Annotated in this window: 15 protein-coding genes; 6 read left to right on the top strand and 9 right to left on the bottom strand. The window is 70.5% G+C overall.

What is annotated here, in order from left to right; genetic code table 11:
* Positions 1-297 precede the first annotated feature (297 nt).
* Complete coding sequence (locus tag ABGB01_RS20395; RefSeq protein WP_347775126.1) at positions 298-1,311, bottom strand: hypothetical protein; 1,014 nt, start codon at positions 1,309-1,311, stop codon at positions 298-300.
* 78 nt (positions 1,312-1,389) lie between these two features.
* Between ABGB01_RS20395 and ABGB01_RS20390 the strand changes: the two genes are divergently transcribed.
* Positions 1,390-1,980, top strand: coding sequence for a TetR/AcrR family transcriptional regulator (locus ABGB01_RS20390; protein ID WP_347775125.1), 591 nt, complete (start codon positions 1,390-1,392; stop codon positions 1,978-1,980).
* Positions 1,981-2,239: 259 nt separating this feature from the next.
* Here ABGB01_RS20390 and ABGB01_RS20385 read toward each other — a convergent pair whose 3' ends face one another.
* Positions 2,240-3,214: an aldo/keto reductase gene (locus tag ABGB01_RS20385; protein WP_347775124.1), complete on the bottom strand. Its 975-nt coding sequence runs from the start codon at positions 3,212-3,214 to the stop codon at positions 2,240-2,242.
* A gap of 88 nt (positions 3,215-3,302) precedes the next feature.
* Between ABGB01_RS20385 and ABGB01_RS20380 the strand changes: the two genes are divergently transcribed.
* The 4 genes from ABGB01_RS20380 (at position 3,303) to ABGB01_RS20365 (ending at position 6,378) form a co-directional block, all read left to right on the top strand.
* The gene (locus tag ABGB01_RS20380) at positions 3,303-3,932 is read left to right on the top strand and encodes a TetR/AcrR family transcriptional regulator (protein ID WP_347775123.1); all 630 of its coding nucleotides are present in this window, start codon (positions 3,303-3,305) and stop codon (positions 3,930-3,932) included.
* Between the two features lie 569 nt (positions 3,933-4,501).
* Positions 4,502-5,263, top strand: a complete 762-nt coding sequence (locus ABGB01_RS20375; protein WP_347775122.1) for a class I SAM-dependent methyltransferase — start codon at positions 4,502-4,504, stop codon at positions 5,261-5,263.
* A gap of 116 nt (positions 5,264-5,379) precedes the next feature.
* The gene (locus ABGB01_RS20370; RefSeq protein WP_347775121.1) at positions 5,380-5,679 is read left to right on the top strand and encodes an NUDIX domain-containing protein; all 300 of its coding nucleotides are present in this window, start codon (positions 5,380-5,382) and stop codon (positions 5,677-5,679) included.
* A 96-nt stretch (positions 5,680-5,775) separates the two neighbouring features.
* Positions 5,776-6,378: a DUF6461 domain-containing protein gene (locus ABGB01_RS20365; RefSeq protein WP_347775120.1), complete on the top strand. Its 603-nt coding sequence runs from the start codon at positions 5,776-5,778 to the stop codon at positions 6,376-6,378.
* 209 nt (positions 6,379-6,587) lie between these two features.
* Here the strand turns inward: ABGB01_RS20365 and ABGB01_RS20360 are convergent, their stop codons facing one another.
* The 7 genes from ABGB01_RS20360 to ABGB01_RS20330 all read right to left on the bottom strand — a co-directional run bounded on the left by ABGB01_RS20360 (position 6,588) and on the right by ABGB01_RS20330 (position 11,930).
* Positions 6,588-7,232: a dihydrofolate reductase family protein gene (locus ABGB01_RS20360; protein ID WP_347775119.1), complete on the bottom strand. Its 645-nt coding sequence runs from the start codon at positions 7,230-7,232 to the stop codon at positions 6,588-6,590.
* Positions 7,229-7,705: an SRPBCC domain-containing protein gene (locus tag ABGB01_RS20355; RefSeq protein ID WP_347775118.1), complete on the bottom strand. Its 477-nt coding sequence runs from the start codon at positions 7,703-7,705 to the stop codon at positions 7,229-7,231. The genes ABGB01_RS20360 and ABGB01_RS20355 overlap by 4 nt, the downstream gene beginning before the upstream one ends.
* Positions 7,702-8,040 carry a helix-turn-helix transcriptional regulator gene (locus ABGB01_RS20350; RefSeq protein ID WP_347775117.1) on the bottom strand — a complete coding sequence of 113 codons (339 nt, stop codon included), beginning with the start codon at positions 8,038-8,040 and terminating at the stop codon, positions 7,702-7,704. Before ABGB01_RS20350 ends, ABGB01_RS20355 begins: the two co-directional genes overlap by 4 nt.
* Before the next feature lie 72 nt (positions 8,041-8,112).
* The gene (locus ABGB01_RS20345) at positions 8,113-8,853 is read right to left on the bottom strand and encodes an ABC transporter permease (RefSeq protein WP_347775116.1); all 741 of its coding nucleotides are present in this window, start codon (positions 8,851-8,853) and stop codon (positions 8,113-8,115) included.
* Positions 8,846-9,727, bottom strand: a complete 882-nt coding sequence (locus ABGB01_RS20340; protein ID WP_347775115.1) for an ABC transporter ATP-binding protein — start codon at positions 9,725-9,727, stop codon at positions 8,846-8,848. The genes ABGB01_RS20345 and ABGB01_RS20340 overlap by 8 nt, the downstream gene beginning before the upstream one ends.
* Positions 9,728-9,765: 38 nt before the next feature.
* The gene (locus ABGB01_RS20335; protein ID WP_347775114.1) at positions 9,766-10,227 is read right to left on the bottom strand and encodes a DUF6069 family protein; all 462 of its coding nucleotides are present in this window, start codon (positions 10,225-10,227) and stop codon (positions 9,766-9,768) included.
* Between the two features lie 653 nt (positions 10,228-10,880).
* Positions 10,881-11,930 carry an aldo/keto reductase gene (locus ABGB01_RS20330; RefSeq protein WP_347775113.1) on the bottom strand — a complete coding sequence of 350 codons (1,050 nt, stop codon included), beginning with the start codon at positions 11,928-11,930 and terminating at the stop codon, positions 10,881-10,883.
* 146 nt (positions 11,931-12,076) lie between these two features.
* Here ABGB01_RS20330 and ABGB01_RS20325 point away from each other — a divergent pair, with 146 nt between their 5' ends.
* A complete protein-coding gene (locus ABGB01_RS20325; protein ID WP_347775112.1) occupies positions 12,077-12,670 on the top strand; it encodes a helix-turn-helix domain-containing protein in 594 nt (197 codons plus the stop codon).
* Positions 12,671-12,688 lie beyond the last annotated feature (18 nt).

Genomic DNA, 12,688 nt, shown 5'->3' with positions numbered 1-12,688 from the left:
TGCGGAGTTGAGGCTTGTCTGGCGCGCTTGCAGATGTCAGAACGGCACGGGAGATGTCAGCGGACTTGGCAGCAGGCCATCGGAGTTGTCAGTAGGCGCGTGTACGGCAGGAGGTTCGGCCCGGAGATGGCTGCGGTCTGGCGTCGGCGGCTGGCGCTGGTGGTGGCACCGGCGTACGGTGAGTCGTTCGCGTCGTGGGGCCGCCGGATGGCCCTGCGGAACGGATGGCCACGGGCGCGCCGCCCGCGATTCTCGATAGCCGCAGCCGGCGATCACCGGAGCCGGCGATCGCCGCAGTCAGCGATCTCCGGGCGCGCCGACGAAGGCGGCGCCGATCTCCGCCATCCGCTCGGCCGCGTAGCCGGGATCGATCAACGCCTCGGGGGTGTGGAGGCCGGGCGGCACGGGGTCGCCGCGCAGGCCGAGCAGTCGCTCGACGCCGAGGGCGACGCCGAGCGCCGTCAGGGGGCGCTGCCCCTCCGGGTGGAGGAGGTAGCGGCTCGTCCTGAGTGGTGCGCCCGCGCGGTCCACGCCTTCGAGGTCGATCTTGACCTCCGTGGACGCGGGCCCGCCGCGCCGCCTGCCCGCCGATTCACCGATCGCGAACGCGAACGCGAAGCGGACGTTGGGCGCACCCGTCGCGACGGCCAGGCTCGGCACGTCGAGGATGGGGACGATCTGGCCGGGCAGCACGGCGCCGTCGACACTGGTGACCTCCACCTGCGCGTCAGGGCCGCTGACCCAGTCGAAGACGCCGTCGCGGCGGACGTGCCCCGCCGAGGTGGCGGCCAGCAGGCGTGCCATGTCCGCCGTGGCCGCGGGCCCGCCGCTGTCCTGTTCGTCCAGCACGCCGCTGACCTCGATGGTGTCGAGCCTGTCGAACTCCCTGGCGAGGCCGAGCACCGCGAGGACGACGAGCCCCGCGTACCAGTGGCTGGCCAGCAGAATCGGCGCCGCGCCGGCTCGCAGGCCGGCGGCGACAACCTCGGGGCCGATGTCGACCAGGCCGCTGGAGATGCTGACGTACGGCAGGCCGCGGTCCTGTGCGTAACGCAGTCCGTTCAGGTGGCTGTCCCACACCGTTGCCACGACCGCCGAGTAGCCGTCGGTCCACTGGAGGCCGAGGTCGCCTCGCCGCAGATCGATGGTCACGGCTGTCGCGCCGCCGAGCTCGTCGGCGACCCGCCGGGCGCGGCCGAGATCGCGGCCCGCGATCGTCAACGGCAGCTCCGGGTGCCACCGGCGCAGGAGGGCTGCGGTCCCCGCGCCCGCCTGGCCGGATCCGCCCATGATCAGTACGGAGTGCTCCACGGTGATGTCCTCTCGCTAACCTACATTCTGTAACTTACATTTTGTAGCTTATGGTGGAAGGCAACGCAAGGGAGGACGATGACCACGGGATCGACTCGCCTGTCCAAGCCGGCCAGGCGGGAGCAACTGCTCGACACCGCCATGGCGATCGTGCGCGCCCACGGCACCGACAGCCTCACGCTACTCAGCCTGGCGGAGGCCGCCGGAGTGAGCAGGCCGATCGTCTACGACCACTTTGGCACGCGCCCCGGCCTGCTGATTGCGCTCTACCGGCGGCTCGACGAGCGGCACCGGGCCGCCTCGGAGGAGGCCCTGCGTGACGCCCCGGCCGTCCCCCGCGAGATCGCCCGCGTCCTGAGCGCCGCCTACTTCGCCTGCGCCACCGACATGCCGGAGTGGACCGCGATCTCGGCCGCGCTCAAGGGGAACCAGGAGATGGAGGCGATCGAGCGCGAGCTGCTCGACGGCTACACGGACCTGATGGCCACCGCCCTGCGGCCGTACTCCAGGCTCACGCACGAAGCCCTCCGGCTGCGCTGCGTCGGCGCGCTGGGCGCGGCCGAGGCGATCGCCGCGGAGCTGAACCGGGGGCGGGCCACCGTCGCCGAGGCCATCGCGGCGCTGACCGACCTGACCGTCGGCAGCATCGACGCCGGAGCCCAGGACTGACGCTGTCGCGGCCCGTTGTGTGGTGGTGCTGTGGGGGTATCGGGCGGGCCCCGTGCAAAGGGTCGCCCTGGGCGGGGCGGCGTCCCTAACCCTTGATACCGCGGCCTTCTGCCCCAGTGCCTGGCCGCGCCTGATCCGGTCTTGCGCGTCGCCCGGCATCCGCTGCCCTGCGGGACCCGCCCCCGGCTTCGCGTCTATCTGTCGGCTGGTGTCCGAGCCGTACCCGAACAGGAGAAAAGGCCGTGCCCGGTCAGCGGGGTCAGTCCCAAGTGGGCAGCATGCCCTCGGGGTAGCGGGCGCCGAAGCCGCCGGTCGGGAGGATCTCGGCGATGCGCTTCAGGTCGGTGTCGTCGAGGGTGAGGTCGGCGGCGGCCACGTTCTCCTCCAGCCGCTGGATGCTGCGGGTGCCGGGGATGGGGACGATGTCGTCGCCCTGGGTCAAGAGCCAGGCCAGGGCGAGCTGGGCGACGGTGGCGTCCTTGGTCGCGGCCAGGTCGGCGAGCCGCTGGGTGGCCTCCAGATTCTTCTCGTAGTTGCCGGGCTGGAAGCGGGCGTCCCAGGTGCGCATGTCGGTGGGGTCGTACTCGGCGCCGGGCTTGGCCTGCCCGGTGAGGAAACCCCGGCCGAGCGGCGAGTAGGCGACGAACCCGATCCCGAGCTCGCGCAGGACGGGGAAGAGGATCTCGGCGTCCCGCTCGAACAGGGAGTATTCGGTTTGCAGGACCGAGACGGGCTGTACGGCGTGCGCGCGACGGATGGTGTTCGCTCCCGCCTCGCTCAGCCCGAAGTAGCGGACCTTACCGGCGTCGATGAACTCCTTGACCGTCCCGGCCACGTCCTCGATCGGCACGTTGGGGTCGACGCGGTGCTGGTAGAGCACGTCGATGACGTCGACGCCGAGGTAACGCAGGCTGTTGTCGACGACCTCGCGGATGTGCTCGGGACGGCTGTCGACACCGCCCTCTCTGGTGCCGGTGAAGTCGAAGCCGAACTTGGTCGCGATGACGACCTCGTCGCGTATCGGTGCGAGCGCGGCGCCGACGATCCGCTCGTTCTCGCCCTGCCCGTACAGCTCGGCCGTGTCGAAGAACGTCACGCCCAGCTCGTGGGCCCGGCGGATCGTCGCGATCCCCTCGTTCTCATCCGACGGCCCATAGGCCAGGGAGATGCCCATCGCGCCGTATCCCAGCGCCGACGCCGCCAGCCCCTGCCGTCCGAGGGTCCGTTGCTCCATGATGCGTCCTCATTCCCACAGATGTAAGAGTGCTCTAACATTAAGTAAGAGTACTCTAACATTGGGAAGGGAGGGAGAATCGTTCGCCGTGAGCAGACCCACGCCGCCGAAACGCGGCTACCACCACGGCGACCTGCGCGCCGAGCTCATCCGCGAGGGCCTCGCGCTCCTGGCCGAGTCGGGCATCGCCGGTTTCTCCGTGGCGAAGGTCGCCGCCCGCGTCGGCGTGTCATCGGCCGCGCCGTACCGTCACTTCCCCGATCGGGAGGCACTGCTCGCCGCCTGCGCAGCCGCCATCATCAGCGACATCACCGAGGTTCTCGTCGAGGCGGCCGAGCGGGCGGGGCCCGATCCCGTGGACCGGCTCGCTGCCACCGCGGGCGCCTACACCCGCTTCGTCCTGGAGCACCGCGCCGGCCTCGACCTCGTCTACTCCTATGACTTCGCCGAGCCCCACCGGCCGACGGTCCAGGAGCAGAGCCGCCACCTCACGGCCGCCCTCATGCGCCTGGCCGCGGACGTGCTGCCCGCCGACACCTCCTGGGCCGACACCGCCGATTTCGTCTACGTGCACCTGTCCACCACGCACGGCTACGCCACCCTGCTCTTCAAGGGCACCCGCCCGCCACAAGGCATCGACGATCACGCAGTTCGCGCTGTCACCGCGGCCCGTGACCACATCACCGGGCATCTCCTGCGCCTGCGAAACGCCCGCTGACGAAACCGGCGACGACTCAGTAGGCCAGCGGGTGTGCAACCTGGCGATCGGCGCAATGGTTACACCCTGGCGCCACCATCGCAAGATCGCCAGTTAGTCTTTGCGATGTACGCTGCGGACTCTTCCGCAGGATGGACCAAGAACGCGAGCTCCGAGAGCTGATTCTCTCCCGGCTTCAAGCGCACGGCGTCCGACTCCCTGAAGCCCTCGTCGGCAACCCTGGGCCAGAACAACCTCGAACTTCGGAGTCATGGCCTTCACTCGAGTGAACGCGACCTTCGACCTGGCACTGCCAACTTCGATCAACTTCGATGACGCGAGCATCCACATTTCGACACCCGTCGAAATGACAGTGCCCAGGTCAGCCGCAGGCTCCACTGTCATGTTCAGTGGCTCCAGACAGGCGAGCTCCGCGCGTTCTATGGGCGGGGACGGGCTACTTCGGCTGGCTCGACCTGCTGCGTCTTCGCTGGTGGGTAAGGCGGCGATTCCGGCCGGTTGACGCGCTCCGTCAGGGCGAACGGGCCATATGTCTGTGCCGCCGAGACTGCTGGGCCACAATGACCCGCATGCCTACCATGCCCGAAGATCACGTAGAGACTGTACATCCGTCCCGATCCAACGACTACGACAGCTTCGCCGAGGGGTACACGGCCGAGAACGAGACCAGCCTCCTGAATGCGTACTACGAGCGTCCCGCGATGCTGGAACTCGCCGGGGACGTGACTGGCCGGCGCATCCTCGACGCCGGCTGCGGCTCAGGCCCCCTGTTCGCCGAACTGCGCGATCGAGGCGCCATCGTCACCGGCGTCGACGCGAGCGCCGGGATGCTGGAGATGGCCCGGCAGCGGCTGGGCACCGACGCGGACCTGCGGGTCGCCGACCTGGCCGGCCCGCTGCCCTTCGCCAACGACGCCTTCGACGACGTCATCGCGTCGCTGGTGCTGCACTACCTGGAAGACTGGGGACCGACACTGGCGGAGCTTCGACGCGTGCTGAAGCCTGGCGGCCGACTCCTCGTCTCGATCGACCATCCTTTCAGCGTCGCTCTCTTCCAGCACATGGCCGGGGAGAAGCCCAAGTACTTCGAGACCCGCAGCCGGACCGAAGAATGGACCATGGGTGGGCAGACCACCCAGATGAAGTTCTGGGACCGGCCGCTGCACGCGATGACCGAGGCCTTCACCGCGGCGGGCTTTCGCATCAGCGTCATCAGCGAACCGCCGTTCGTGCCGGAAGCCCGCGAACGGTTCCCCGAGGAGCTCCGCGAGTTCGAGCCCACCCGCACGAGGTTTCTGTGCTTCTTGTTCTTCGTTCTCGAAGCCGGCTAAGGGCGCCTCGTAACGATCATCTGCGGTGACTCGGCGCACCGCTCACGCACGGTGACGGGTAACGGCGGTGGGACGCGCCTTGTCCGCGGCAGATCCGCATGGGTCAGAATGTGCCGATGACGATCTCCGCTGACGACTCCGGTCCGGTCCGGATCGTGACGGCCGTTCTTCGCGACGGCGATCGGGTGTTGCTGTGTCATCGAAGCGCCGGACGCCGTTGGAATCCCGACGTGTGGGACCTGCCGGGCGGTCATGTCGAGGAGGGGGAGGATCCGAAAGAGAGCCTTGTCCTATCTCTCGATGCTCACCGCCGTGCTCGTCGCGTGACGTCGGGAAACCGGGGGCGCGTGCTCATCGGCCGATCGCGCACTCGCCATCCCGGCCCGGTTCCCCGCCAGGCCGACCTGGGGCCGTGACGCTCTCCCAGGGTCGTAGTCCTTCGCCGGCCAGGAGCAGCACACCTGGTTTGACGAGACCCTTGAGAAGAGCGCTACGAGCAGGCAGGGATCGAGATGGTCCGCGTCACCGCAAGAACTCCCGGCGCGTCGCCAGAAGATTACGGGTGGGAAAAAGGCAGCGGGCTCGGCGACATCTATACCGTCGTCTTCGTCCGCGGGCTCGACGAGCACGAGGTGCTTCGCCGGATCGGGGCCGCGGACGAGGACATCCGGTTCATCACGGACGAGGACTACTCTCAGCCGGAAGGGCCGGAGATCATCACCGTGAGGCGAATCGAGGACTGGACGATCGCCATCGAGGACTGCGGTTGGCGAGCCTCGCACATGGAGGCCCTCTGCCCTCTATCCAGCGACGGCGGACAGGCGGTGGCGGTGATGCGCCATGACTACGCCGCCCGGCACCGCCTTGCCTACGCCGTCGACGGGAAATACCTCACCGACATCAACCCGGCCTTCCCCATCGAGAGGCGTGGCGCGGATCCTGATCGGCTCAATTGCTACCTTCGTGAGCTGGGTATCGATTCCGCCGCCGACGACCGCATCGACAACGCCATCCCGGCGGCCCTGGCGATCGCCAGCCGGATCGCCGGCGTCGTGATCACCCCAGAGCACCTTCGTCGCCCCATTCTCGGCGCCGCCATCCCCGGCGCCCATTGACCTGAAGGCTCTGCTGGCATCCCGGACCAGAACAATCCCGAACCATGGAGTCATGGCCTCCACCTGAGTCGCCCAGAGTCACAGCGCGTGATCTTCGACTGGTTACTGTCATCGTCGATGACGAGAGCATCGGCATTTCGACGCCCATCGAAGTGAGAGTGCCCTGGTCGGGAGCGGGTCCCACTGTCATCTTCAAGAGGTCCAGACGCCTACGGGGCGCCTTCCTCGTGGAGGAAGGCGGTGACGCCCTCGTACGCGCCCTGGGATGCCTGGCCTGTCGTGTCGTACTCCAGGAGCAGCAGGCCGTTCGGTGTCGCCTCGTGGCGGACCAGGCGCAGGCCGGACGTGGCGCCCGGGCCGGCGACCAGGCGGCGGCCGGTGCGCAGCAGCGTGGGCGCGACGGCGAGGCGCACCGTGTCGATCAGGCCTGCCGCCAGCAGCGCGTCGGCCAGGCGGGCGCTGCCGTGGATCTGCAGCTCGCGTCCCGGTCGTGCCTTCAGCGCGGCGAGCGCCTGGGCGGGGTCGCCGCCGAGCACGGTCGTGGGGTGCCAGGTTCCCTCGGTGAGGGTGTTCGACACGACGTACTTCGGCAACGCGTTCATGCGTTCGGCGTACGGGTCGGCCGGGTCGGTGATCTTCGGCCAGTCGCGCGCGAACGCTTCGTAGGTGCGGCGTCCGAACAGCAGGGCGTCGGCGAGGCCGAGCCATTCGGAGGTGCGCCGGACGAAGGTCTCGTCGATGTGGGGCACGAGCCACCCGCCGCGGGTGAAGCCGTCGCTGGTGTCCTCGTCCGGTGAGCCCGGCGCCTGGCTGACCCCGTCGAGGGTGACGAACTGGAGTAGCACGATCTTCATCGCGGTGCCGTGCTCTCGGCGAAGGTGGCCAGCTGGCGCGTGACCGAGCCCCAGCCGTCGGCGAAACCGAGTTTCTCGTGGTGGGCACGCGATTCCGGGTCGCCGTGCCGGACGACGATCCGGTAGTCGGTGCCGTCGGGGTGGTCGCTCAGCGTGATCGTGGCGGTCATGGCGACGGGTGCGGGGGCGGCGGGGCGCCAGGCGCTGGTGATGGCGTTGGTGAACACGATCCGCTCTGCTTCGTCCACGGCGAGGAAGCAGGCGTCGAGGTGGGGGACGAACTCCGGCCCGCCGTCGCTCATCCGTGTCACGAACGCTCCTCCGGGCCGCGGGTCCAGGCGCTCCACCCGGCAGCGGGAGGGTGCGGGGAGCCACCACTGCTCCAGCTTGGACGGGTCGGTCCAGGCGCTCCACACGGTGGCGCGCGGGGCGCGGATGATCCGCTCAATGCTGAGGTCGAGGTCGGGGTTCATGGCCTGTTCTCCTGCGGGTCGGTGACGAACCGTTCGAGGCGGTCGGTGCGTTCCTGCCAGATCCGGCGCTGCTCGCCGAGCCAGTCGTCGACGAGGGCGAGGCGTTCGCGGTTGAGCACGCAGGTGCGCACCCGGCCGGTCTTGGTCGTGTGGATGAGCCCGTTCGTCTCGAGAGTCCGTACGTGCTTCATGAACGAGGGGAGGGTGATGGGGAAGTCGCGGGCGAGGTCGCCCACGCTCGTGGGACCGCGGCCGAGACGCTGGACGACGGCGCGCCGGGTCGGGTCGGCGAGGGCGAGTAACACGCCGTCCAGCTGTGCCGAATGCTGTGCCATGAAGCTAAGTATTGCGCGGAGGAATGGTTAGTGCAAGGGCTAAGTGTTCCCGCCGTCCGCGACGGCGTGCGGTCAGGTGAAACGCCTGCCCTCGTCGCGGCGGTAGGCCCAGGCGGCGGCGGCCACCATGGCGCCGGTCCAGACGGCCAGCATGACCAGCGGCACCACGCCCGGCTGAGCACCGGTGATCGCCCACCAGATCAGCTCGGCCGCGCCCCTGGTGGGCACGTACGGCGAGACGGCCTGCACGAACCCCGGCAGGATCTGCGGCGGCAGCAGCAGCCCGCCGAGGATGGCCATGGGGAAGAACAACAGCTGCGACACCGCCATGGCGGCCTTCGAGGCCAGCAGGAAGCCGACGCACAGCCCCATCAGCATGAACGGCACCACGCCCACGACCAGCGCGGAGACCCCCAGCAACAGCCCGGCCGGCGTGATCGTCGCCTCCGTGAACAGCGCCGCCACCACCAGCACGGGGATCACCGAGAGCAGCATGACGACCAGCGTCGACAGGATCCGCCCGGCGAAGCGCGGGAGCGGGCCCGCGGGAAGCGTGCGCAGGTACGGGTTCCACGGCAGGTCGCGGTCCTGGGCGACCGCGCTGCTGAGCCCCATGAGCGCGGCCGACATGGCGCCGAAGAACATCAGCGAGCCCGTCGCCGTCGTCGCGGCCACGGGGTCCTGGCCCGCGAACGGCACCACGAACGCCACCATCGAGACGGCCGGGAAGAACGCGCTGGCCAGGATGGCGATCGGCACCCGGATCTGCTCGATCACGAGGTAGCGGGTGTGGGCGAGGACCAGGCTAGACATGTGCGGGCTCCTTCGAGGTGAGGGTGAGGAAGGCCTCCTCCAGCGTGGCCGGCCTGATCTCCAGGCCGGAGAACGGCACCCCGCTGCGTACCAGCTCCACGACCAGCCGGTCGGGGTCGTTGACGACCAGGTCGATCCGGTCGCCCGAGCGTTCGGCGCCGAGCACGCCCGGCAGGTGCGGCAGGTGCCCGGCGACGAGGGAGACGCGCCGGGTGCCCACCATGCCGCGTACGGCCCGCACGCTGTCGTCGGCCAGGACGCGGCCGTCACCGACCACCAGGACCCGTTCGGCCAGGGCCTCGATCTCCTCCAGGTAGTGGCTGGTGAGCAGTACGGTGCCGCCCTCCTCGTGGAAGGACCTGATGCCCTCCCACAGCGCCCGCCTGGCCTCGACGTCCAGGCCGGTCGTCGGCTCGTCGAGGAACACCAGCCGCGGCCTGCCCGCGAACGCCAGCGCCACCGCCAGCCGCCGCCGCTGCCCGCCGGACAGGCCGCCGACCTGCCGCCTGACCAGGTCGCCGAGGCCGAACCTGGCCAGCAGTTCGCCCGTGCCGACGCTGTCGGGGAAGTGCGCGGAGACGAAGTCGGCGATCTCGCCGACGCGCAGCGACTCGGGCAGGCCGGTCTCCTGGGGGGTCATGCCGATGCCGCGCCGCATGGCCGGGTCCAGCGGCGAGCCGCCGAACAGCTCCACCGTGCCGGAGGTGGGCCGGCGCAGTCCCACGAAGAGGTTGATGAGGGTGGACTTGCCGGCGCCGTTCGGGCCGAGCAGGCCGACCACTTCGCCCGCTCTGATGTCGAGCGAGACGTGGTCGAGCGCGAGCACGTCGCCGTAGCGGCGGGTGGCGTCGATCGCCCTGGCGAGGACTGTCATGTCGGGTCTCCTGTGTCGTGGTGCCGGCGGGGGTGCGGTCATCTCCGTGCCAGCCCCGGAACGAGCACGGCGCCGACGATCAGGTGCAGCAGGACCAGCGCCAGCGCCGAGGCGGTGCCGGCGGCGCTGCCGAGCGGGCCGAGCAGGGACAGGGCGAGCACGACCAGGGCGACGATCGTCCAGAGCCGGCCGGCCCGGGGGACGAACCGCTCGAGAACGGCCAGCAGCGCCCAGCCCGCCAGCCCGGCCAGCAGGCTCGCCACCACGACCGCCGCCGGCCCGACCTGCTGGATGCCGCCGCCCATCCGCGCGGTCAGCGCGATGCCGGCCACCGGGACCGCGAGGACCCAGCCGGCCAGGGCGGCCGCGGACGCGCCGAGCACGGTGAGCAGCCTTCTGACGGAGGTGTTCATGCGGGCGTTCATGTCTCCCGCGCGGCGGCCGCCGCTTGAGCGCCGCGCGGGAGTGGCGTGGACAGGAGTGTTCGGGGAGGTGTTCATGCCGGTCACCCTCGCTCGTCGCCCCGGCCTGCCGCATCGGGCGCGCGGTCGCGCCGTGTCCTCCCCCGGTGGGGAGCGGCTCCTCCTTTGGTAGGTGACGGGCCTGCCGTACCGGCGACCAGCTGGGGCGATGCGCCGCCTCGGTGTCGCCTCCCCAGCCCACCCCGTCCTCGGCCGGAGCAGCCGGCGGGGGTGGCACGCAGGGACAAGCCGCCGGGCCCGTGTTGCCGGACCTCGCCGATGACGTGACGGTTGAGACGCATCCGGGGAAGGCGTGAAGGGTTCGATGACGACCGCATCGAAGGAGTCGGCAGCAACGTCCTGGCCGCGGCTGCGGGCCGGTGACCTCGCTCCTCGTCTCTCCGGCCGGCTTCCCCGACCTCGCCGCGGTCGAAGACCTCACACGGGTGCTGAGCGGCTGGGGCCTGAAGGTCAGGATCGGGGAACACGTTCTGGATCAGCCCGGTTAGCTCCGCGCGGTGAGATGCCGCCACCCCGGCGACCACGCCGCCCTTGACCGGGGCCGCCACCGCCACCGACGGCTGTCCCGCTGCCAGGCACAGAACCGGCACCTTGTCACCGGGGTCAGCGTGGAGGCGGAACTGTGACGGCGGACCTGGCCGGGCTGCCGCGACGCCTGGACCGTCGGCGGTTCACCGAGCGGCGGCGCGGCGGCGACGGGCCGGGTCGGAGAGGACGGCCGCGTTGTAGCCGGCGTCGTCGGGGTTGAGGTCGGTGCCGGGCGCCACGATGCGGTCGATGCGGTCCAGCACGGCGGGTTCCAGGACGATGTCCGCGGCGCTCAGCTGGGAGTGCAGGTGCTCGGCGGTGCGCGGGCCGATGATCGCCGCGGAGACCGCGGGGTGCGAGGTGACGAACGCCAGCGCCAGCTGGATCAGCGTCAGGCCCGCTTCGCCGGCGATGCGGGCGAGCTCGGTGGCGGCGTCGAGCTTGGCCTGGTTGCCCGGCACGGTCAGGTCGTAGTGGGCGGACGTCTGGCGGAAGGGCATCGTCCGCGTGCGGTGGCTGGACAGGCCGGGCGCGTCGCGGCGCCAGCGGCCGGACAGCCAGCCCCCGGCGAGGGGACTCCAGGCCAGCACCCCCATCCGGTACGCCTCGCAGGTGGGCAGCACGTCGGCCTCGACGCCCCGGCTGAGGAGGGAGTAGGGCGGTTGTTCGCAGACGAAGCGCTCGCGCTGCCGCCGCTCGGCGGTCCACTGCGCCTGCACGATGGCCGAGGGGGCGAACGTCGAGGACCCCGCGTAGCGGATCTTGCCGGCGCGGACGAGGTCGGACAGCGCCCCCAAGGTGTCGTCGAGGTCGGTGGCGGGATCGGGCCGGTGCACCTGGTAGAGGTCGATGTGATCGGTGCCGAGGCGGCGCAGGCTCTCCTCGCAGGCCCGGACGATCCAGCGCCGGGAGGCGCCGCGCTCGTTGGGGCCGGGACCCATGGGGCTCGACACCTTGGTCGCCAGGATGACGTCGTCGCGGCGTCCGGCGATCGCCTTCCCGACGATGACCTCCGACTCGCCGCCCGAATAGACGTCGGCCGTGTCGATGATGTTGACTCCGGCGTCGAGCGCCGTGTGGATGATGCCGATCGATTCGGCATGATCGGGGTTTCCCCACTTCCCGAACATCATCGCACCCAGGCACAGCGAGCTGACGTGGATTCCCGTGCCGCCGAGTGTGCGGTAGTGCATGACCTTGGACGGCCCTTCCGTGAACGAGGCGGTGTGGTGTGCAACGTCCGGCAGGCCTCTGCTACCGTCCGCAATAACCGGAGCAGGGTCCGGTTGGCCGCCAGGTTAACCGGAGCCGACTCCACATAGCAAGCCGGGGAGAACGCATGCCTGAACCGTCCGGACGGCCGATTCGGGCCGACGCGCGGGCCAACGAGGACAAACTGCTCGCCGCGGCGGCCGCGGCCTTCGCGCGGGACGGTGCCGCCGCGACCCTGAAACGGATCGCCAAGGACGCGGGCGTGGGGATCGCCACGCTGTACCGGCGCTTCCCGACCCGCGAACAACTCGTCGACGCCACCTACCGCTACGAGACCGCCCGGCTCGCCTCCCGGGCCTCGGACCTCCTCGCCGGGCTGCCCGCCGATCGGGCCCTGCGGGCGTGGATGTCCGAGGTGCTGGACTACCTCGCCGCCAAGCACGGCATGGCCGAGACGCTCAAAGCCCTCCTGCGGAGTGACCAGCGGCTCAGCTCGCTGACGCGCGAGCAGCTGACCGGCGCGGTCGAGGAGTTCCGCGTCGCGGGGATCGCCCAGGGCGTGATCAGGGACGACGTGCCGTCAGGCGACATCCTCATGGCCCTGGCGGGTGCCACCCTGGTGACCGGGGCCGCCGACCAGCGCCCGCAGGCCGAACGGCTGCTCGACCTGCTGATGGACGGCCTCACCGGCGCGGACGGACGCCGCCGCGACACGCCGTGATCCCGGGCGCGCGCAGCA

Source organism: Nonomuraea sp. B5E05, from assembly GCF_039880665.1.
Lineage (GTDB): Bacteria > Actinomycetota > Actinomycetes > Streptosporangiales > Streptosporangiaceae > Nonomuraea.
Note: the sequence above shows the minus strand (reverse complement) of the source record. Positions and strands in the feature narration are given on the sequence as shown.

Coding starts and splice junctions, on each gene's coding strand:
- ABGB01_RS20390 (WP_347775125.1), top strand. CDS start 1,390: ATGACCACGGGATCGACTCGCCTGTCCAAGCCGGCCAGGCGGGAGCAA.
- ABGB01_RS20385 (WP_347775124.1), bottom strand. CDS start 3,214: ATGGAGCAACGGACCCTCGGACGGCAGGGGCTGGCGGCGTCGGCGCTG.
- ABGB01_RS20375 (WP_347775122.1), top strand. CDS start 4,502: ATGCCTACCATGCCCGAAGATCACGTAGAGACTGTACATCCGTCCCGA.
- ABGB01_RS20370 (WP_347775121.1), top strand. CDS start 5,380: ATGACGATCTCCGCTGACGACTCCGGTCCGGTCCGGATCGTGACGGCC.
- ABGB01_RS20365 (WP_347775120.1), top strand. CDS start 5,776: ATGGTCCGCGTCACCGCAAGAACTCCCGGCGCGTCGCCAGAAGATTAC.
- ABGB01_RS20360 (WP_347775119.1), bottom strand. CDS start 7,232: ATGAAGATCGTGCTACTCCAGTTCGTCACCCTCGACGGGGTCAGCCAG.
- ABGB01_RS20355 (WP_347775118.1), bottom strand. CDS start 7,705: ATGAACCCCGACCTCGACCTCAGCATTGAGCGGATCATCCGCGCCCCG.
- ABGB01_RS20350 (WP_347775117.1), bottom strand. CDS start 8,040: ATGGCACAGCATTCGGCACAGCTGGACGGCGTGTTACTCGCCCTCGCC.
- ABGB01_RS20345 (WP_347775116.1), bottom strand. CDS start 8,853: ATGTCTAGCCTGGTCCTCGCCCACACCCGCTACCTCGTGATCGAGCAG.
- ABGB01_RS20340 (WP_347775115.1), bottom strand. CDS start 9,727: ATGACAGTCCTCGCCAGGGCGATCGACGCCACCCGCCGCTACGGCGAC.
- ABGB01_RS20335 (WP_347775114.1), bottom strand. CDS start 10,227: ATGAACACCTCCCCGAACACTCCTGTCCACGCCACTCCCGCGCGGCGC.
- ABGB01_RS20330 (WP_347775113.1), bottom strand. CDS start 11,930: ATGCACTACCGCACACTCGGCGGCACGGGAATCCACGTCAGCTCGCTG.
- ABGB01_RS20325 (WP_347775112.1), top strand. CDS start 12,077: ATGCCTGAACCGTCCGGACGGCCGATTCGGGCCGACGCGCGGGCCAAC.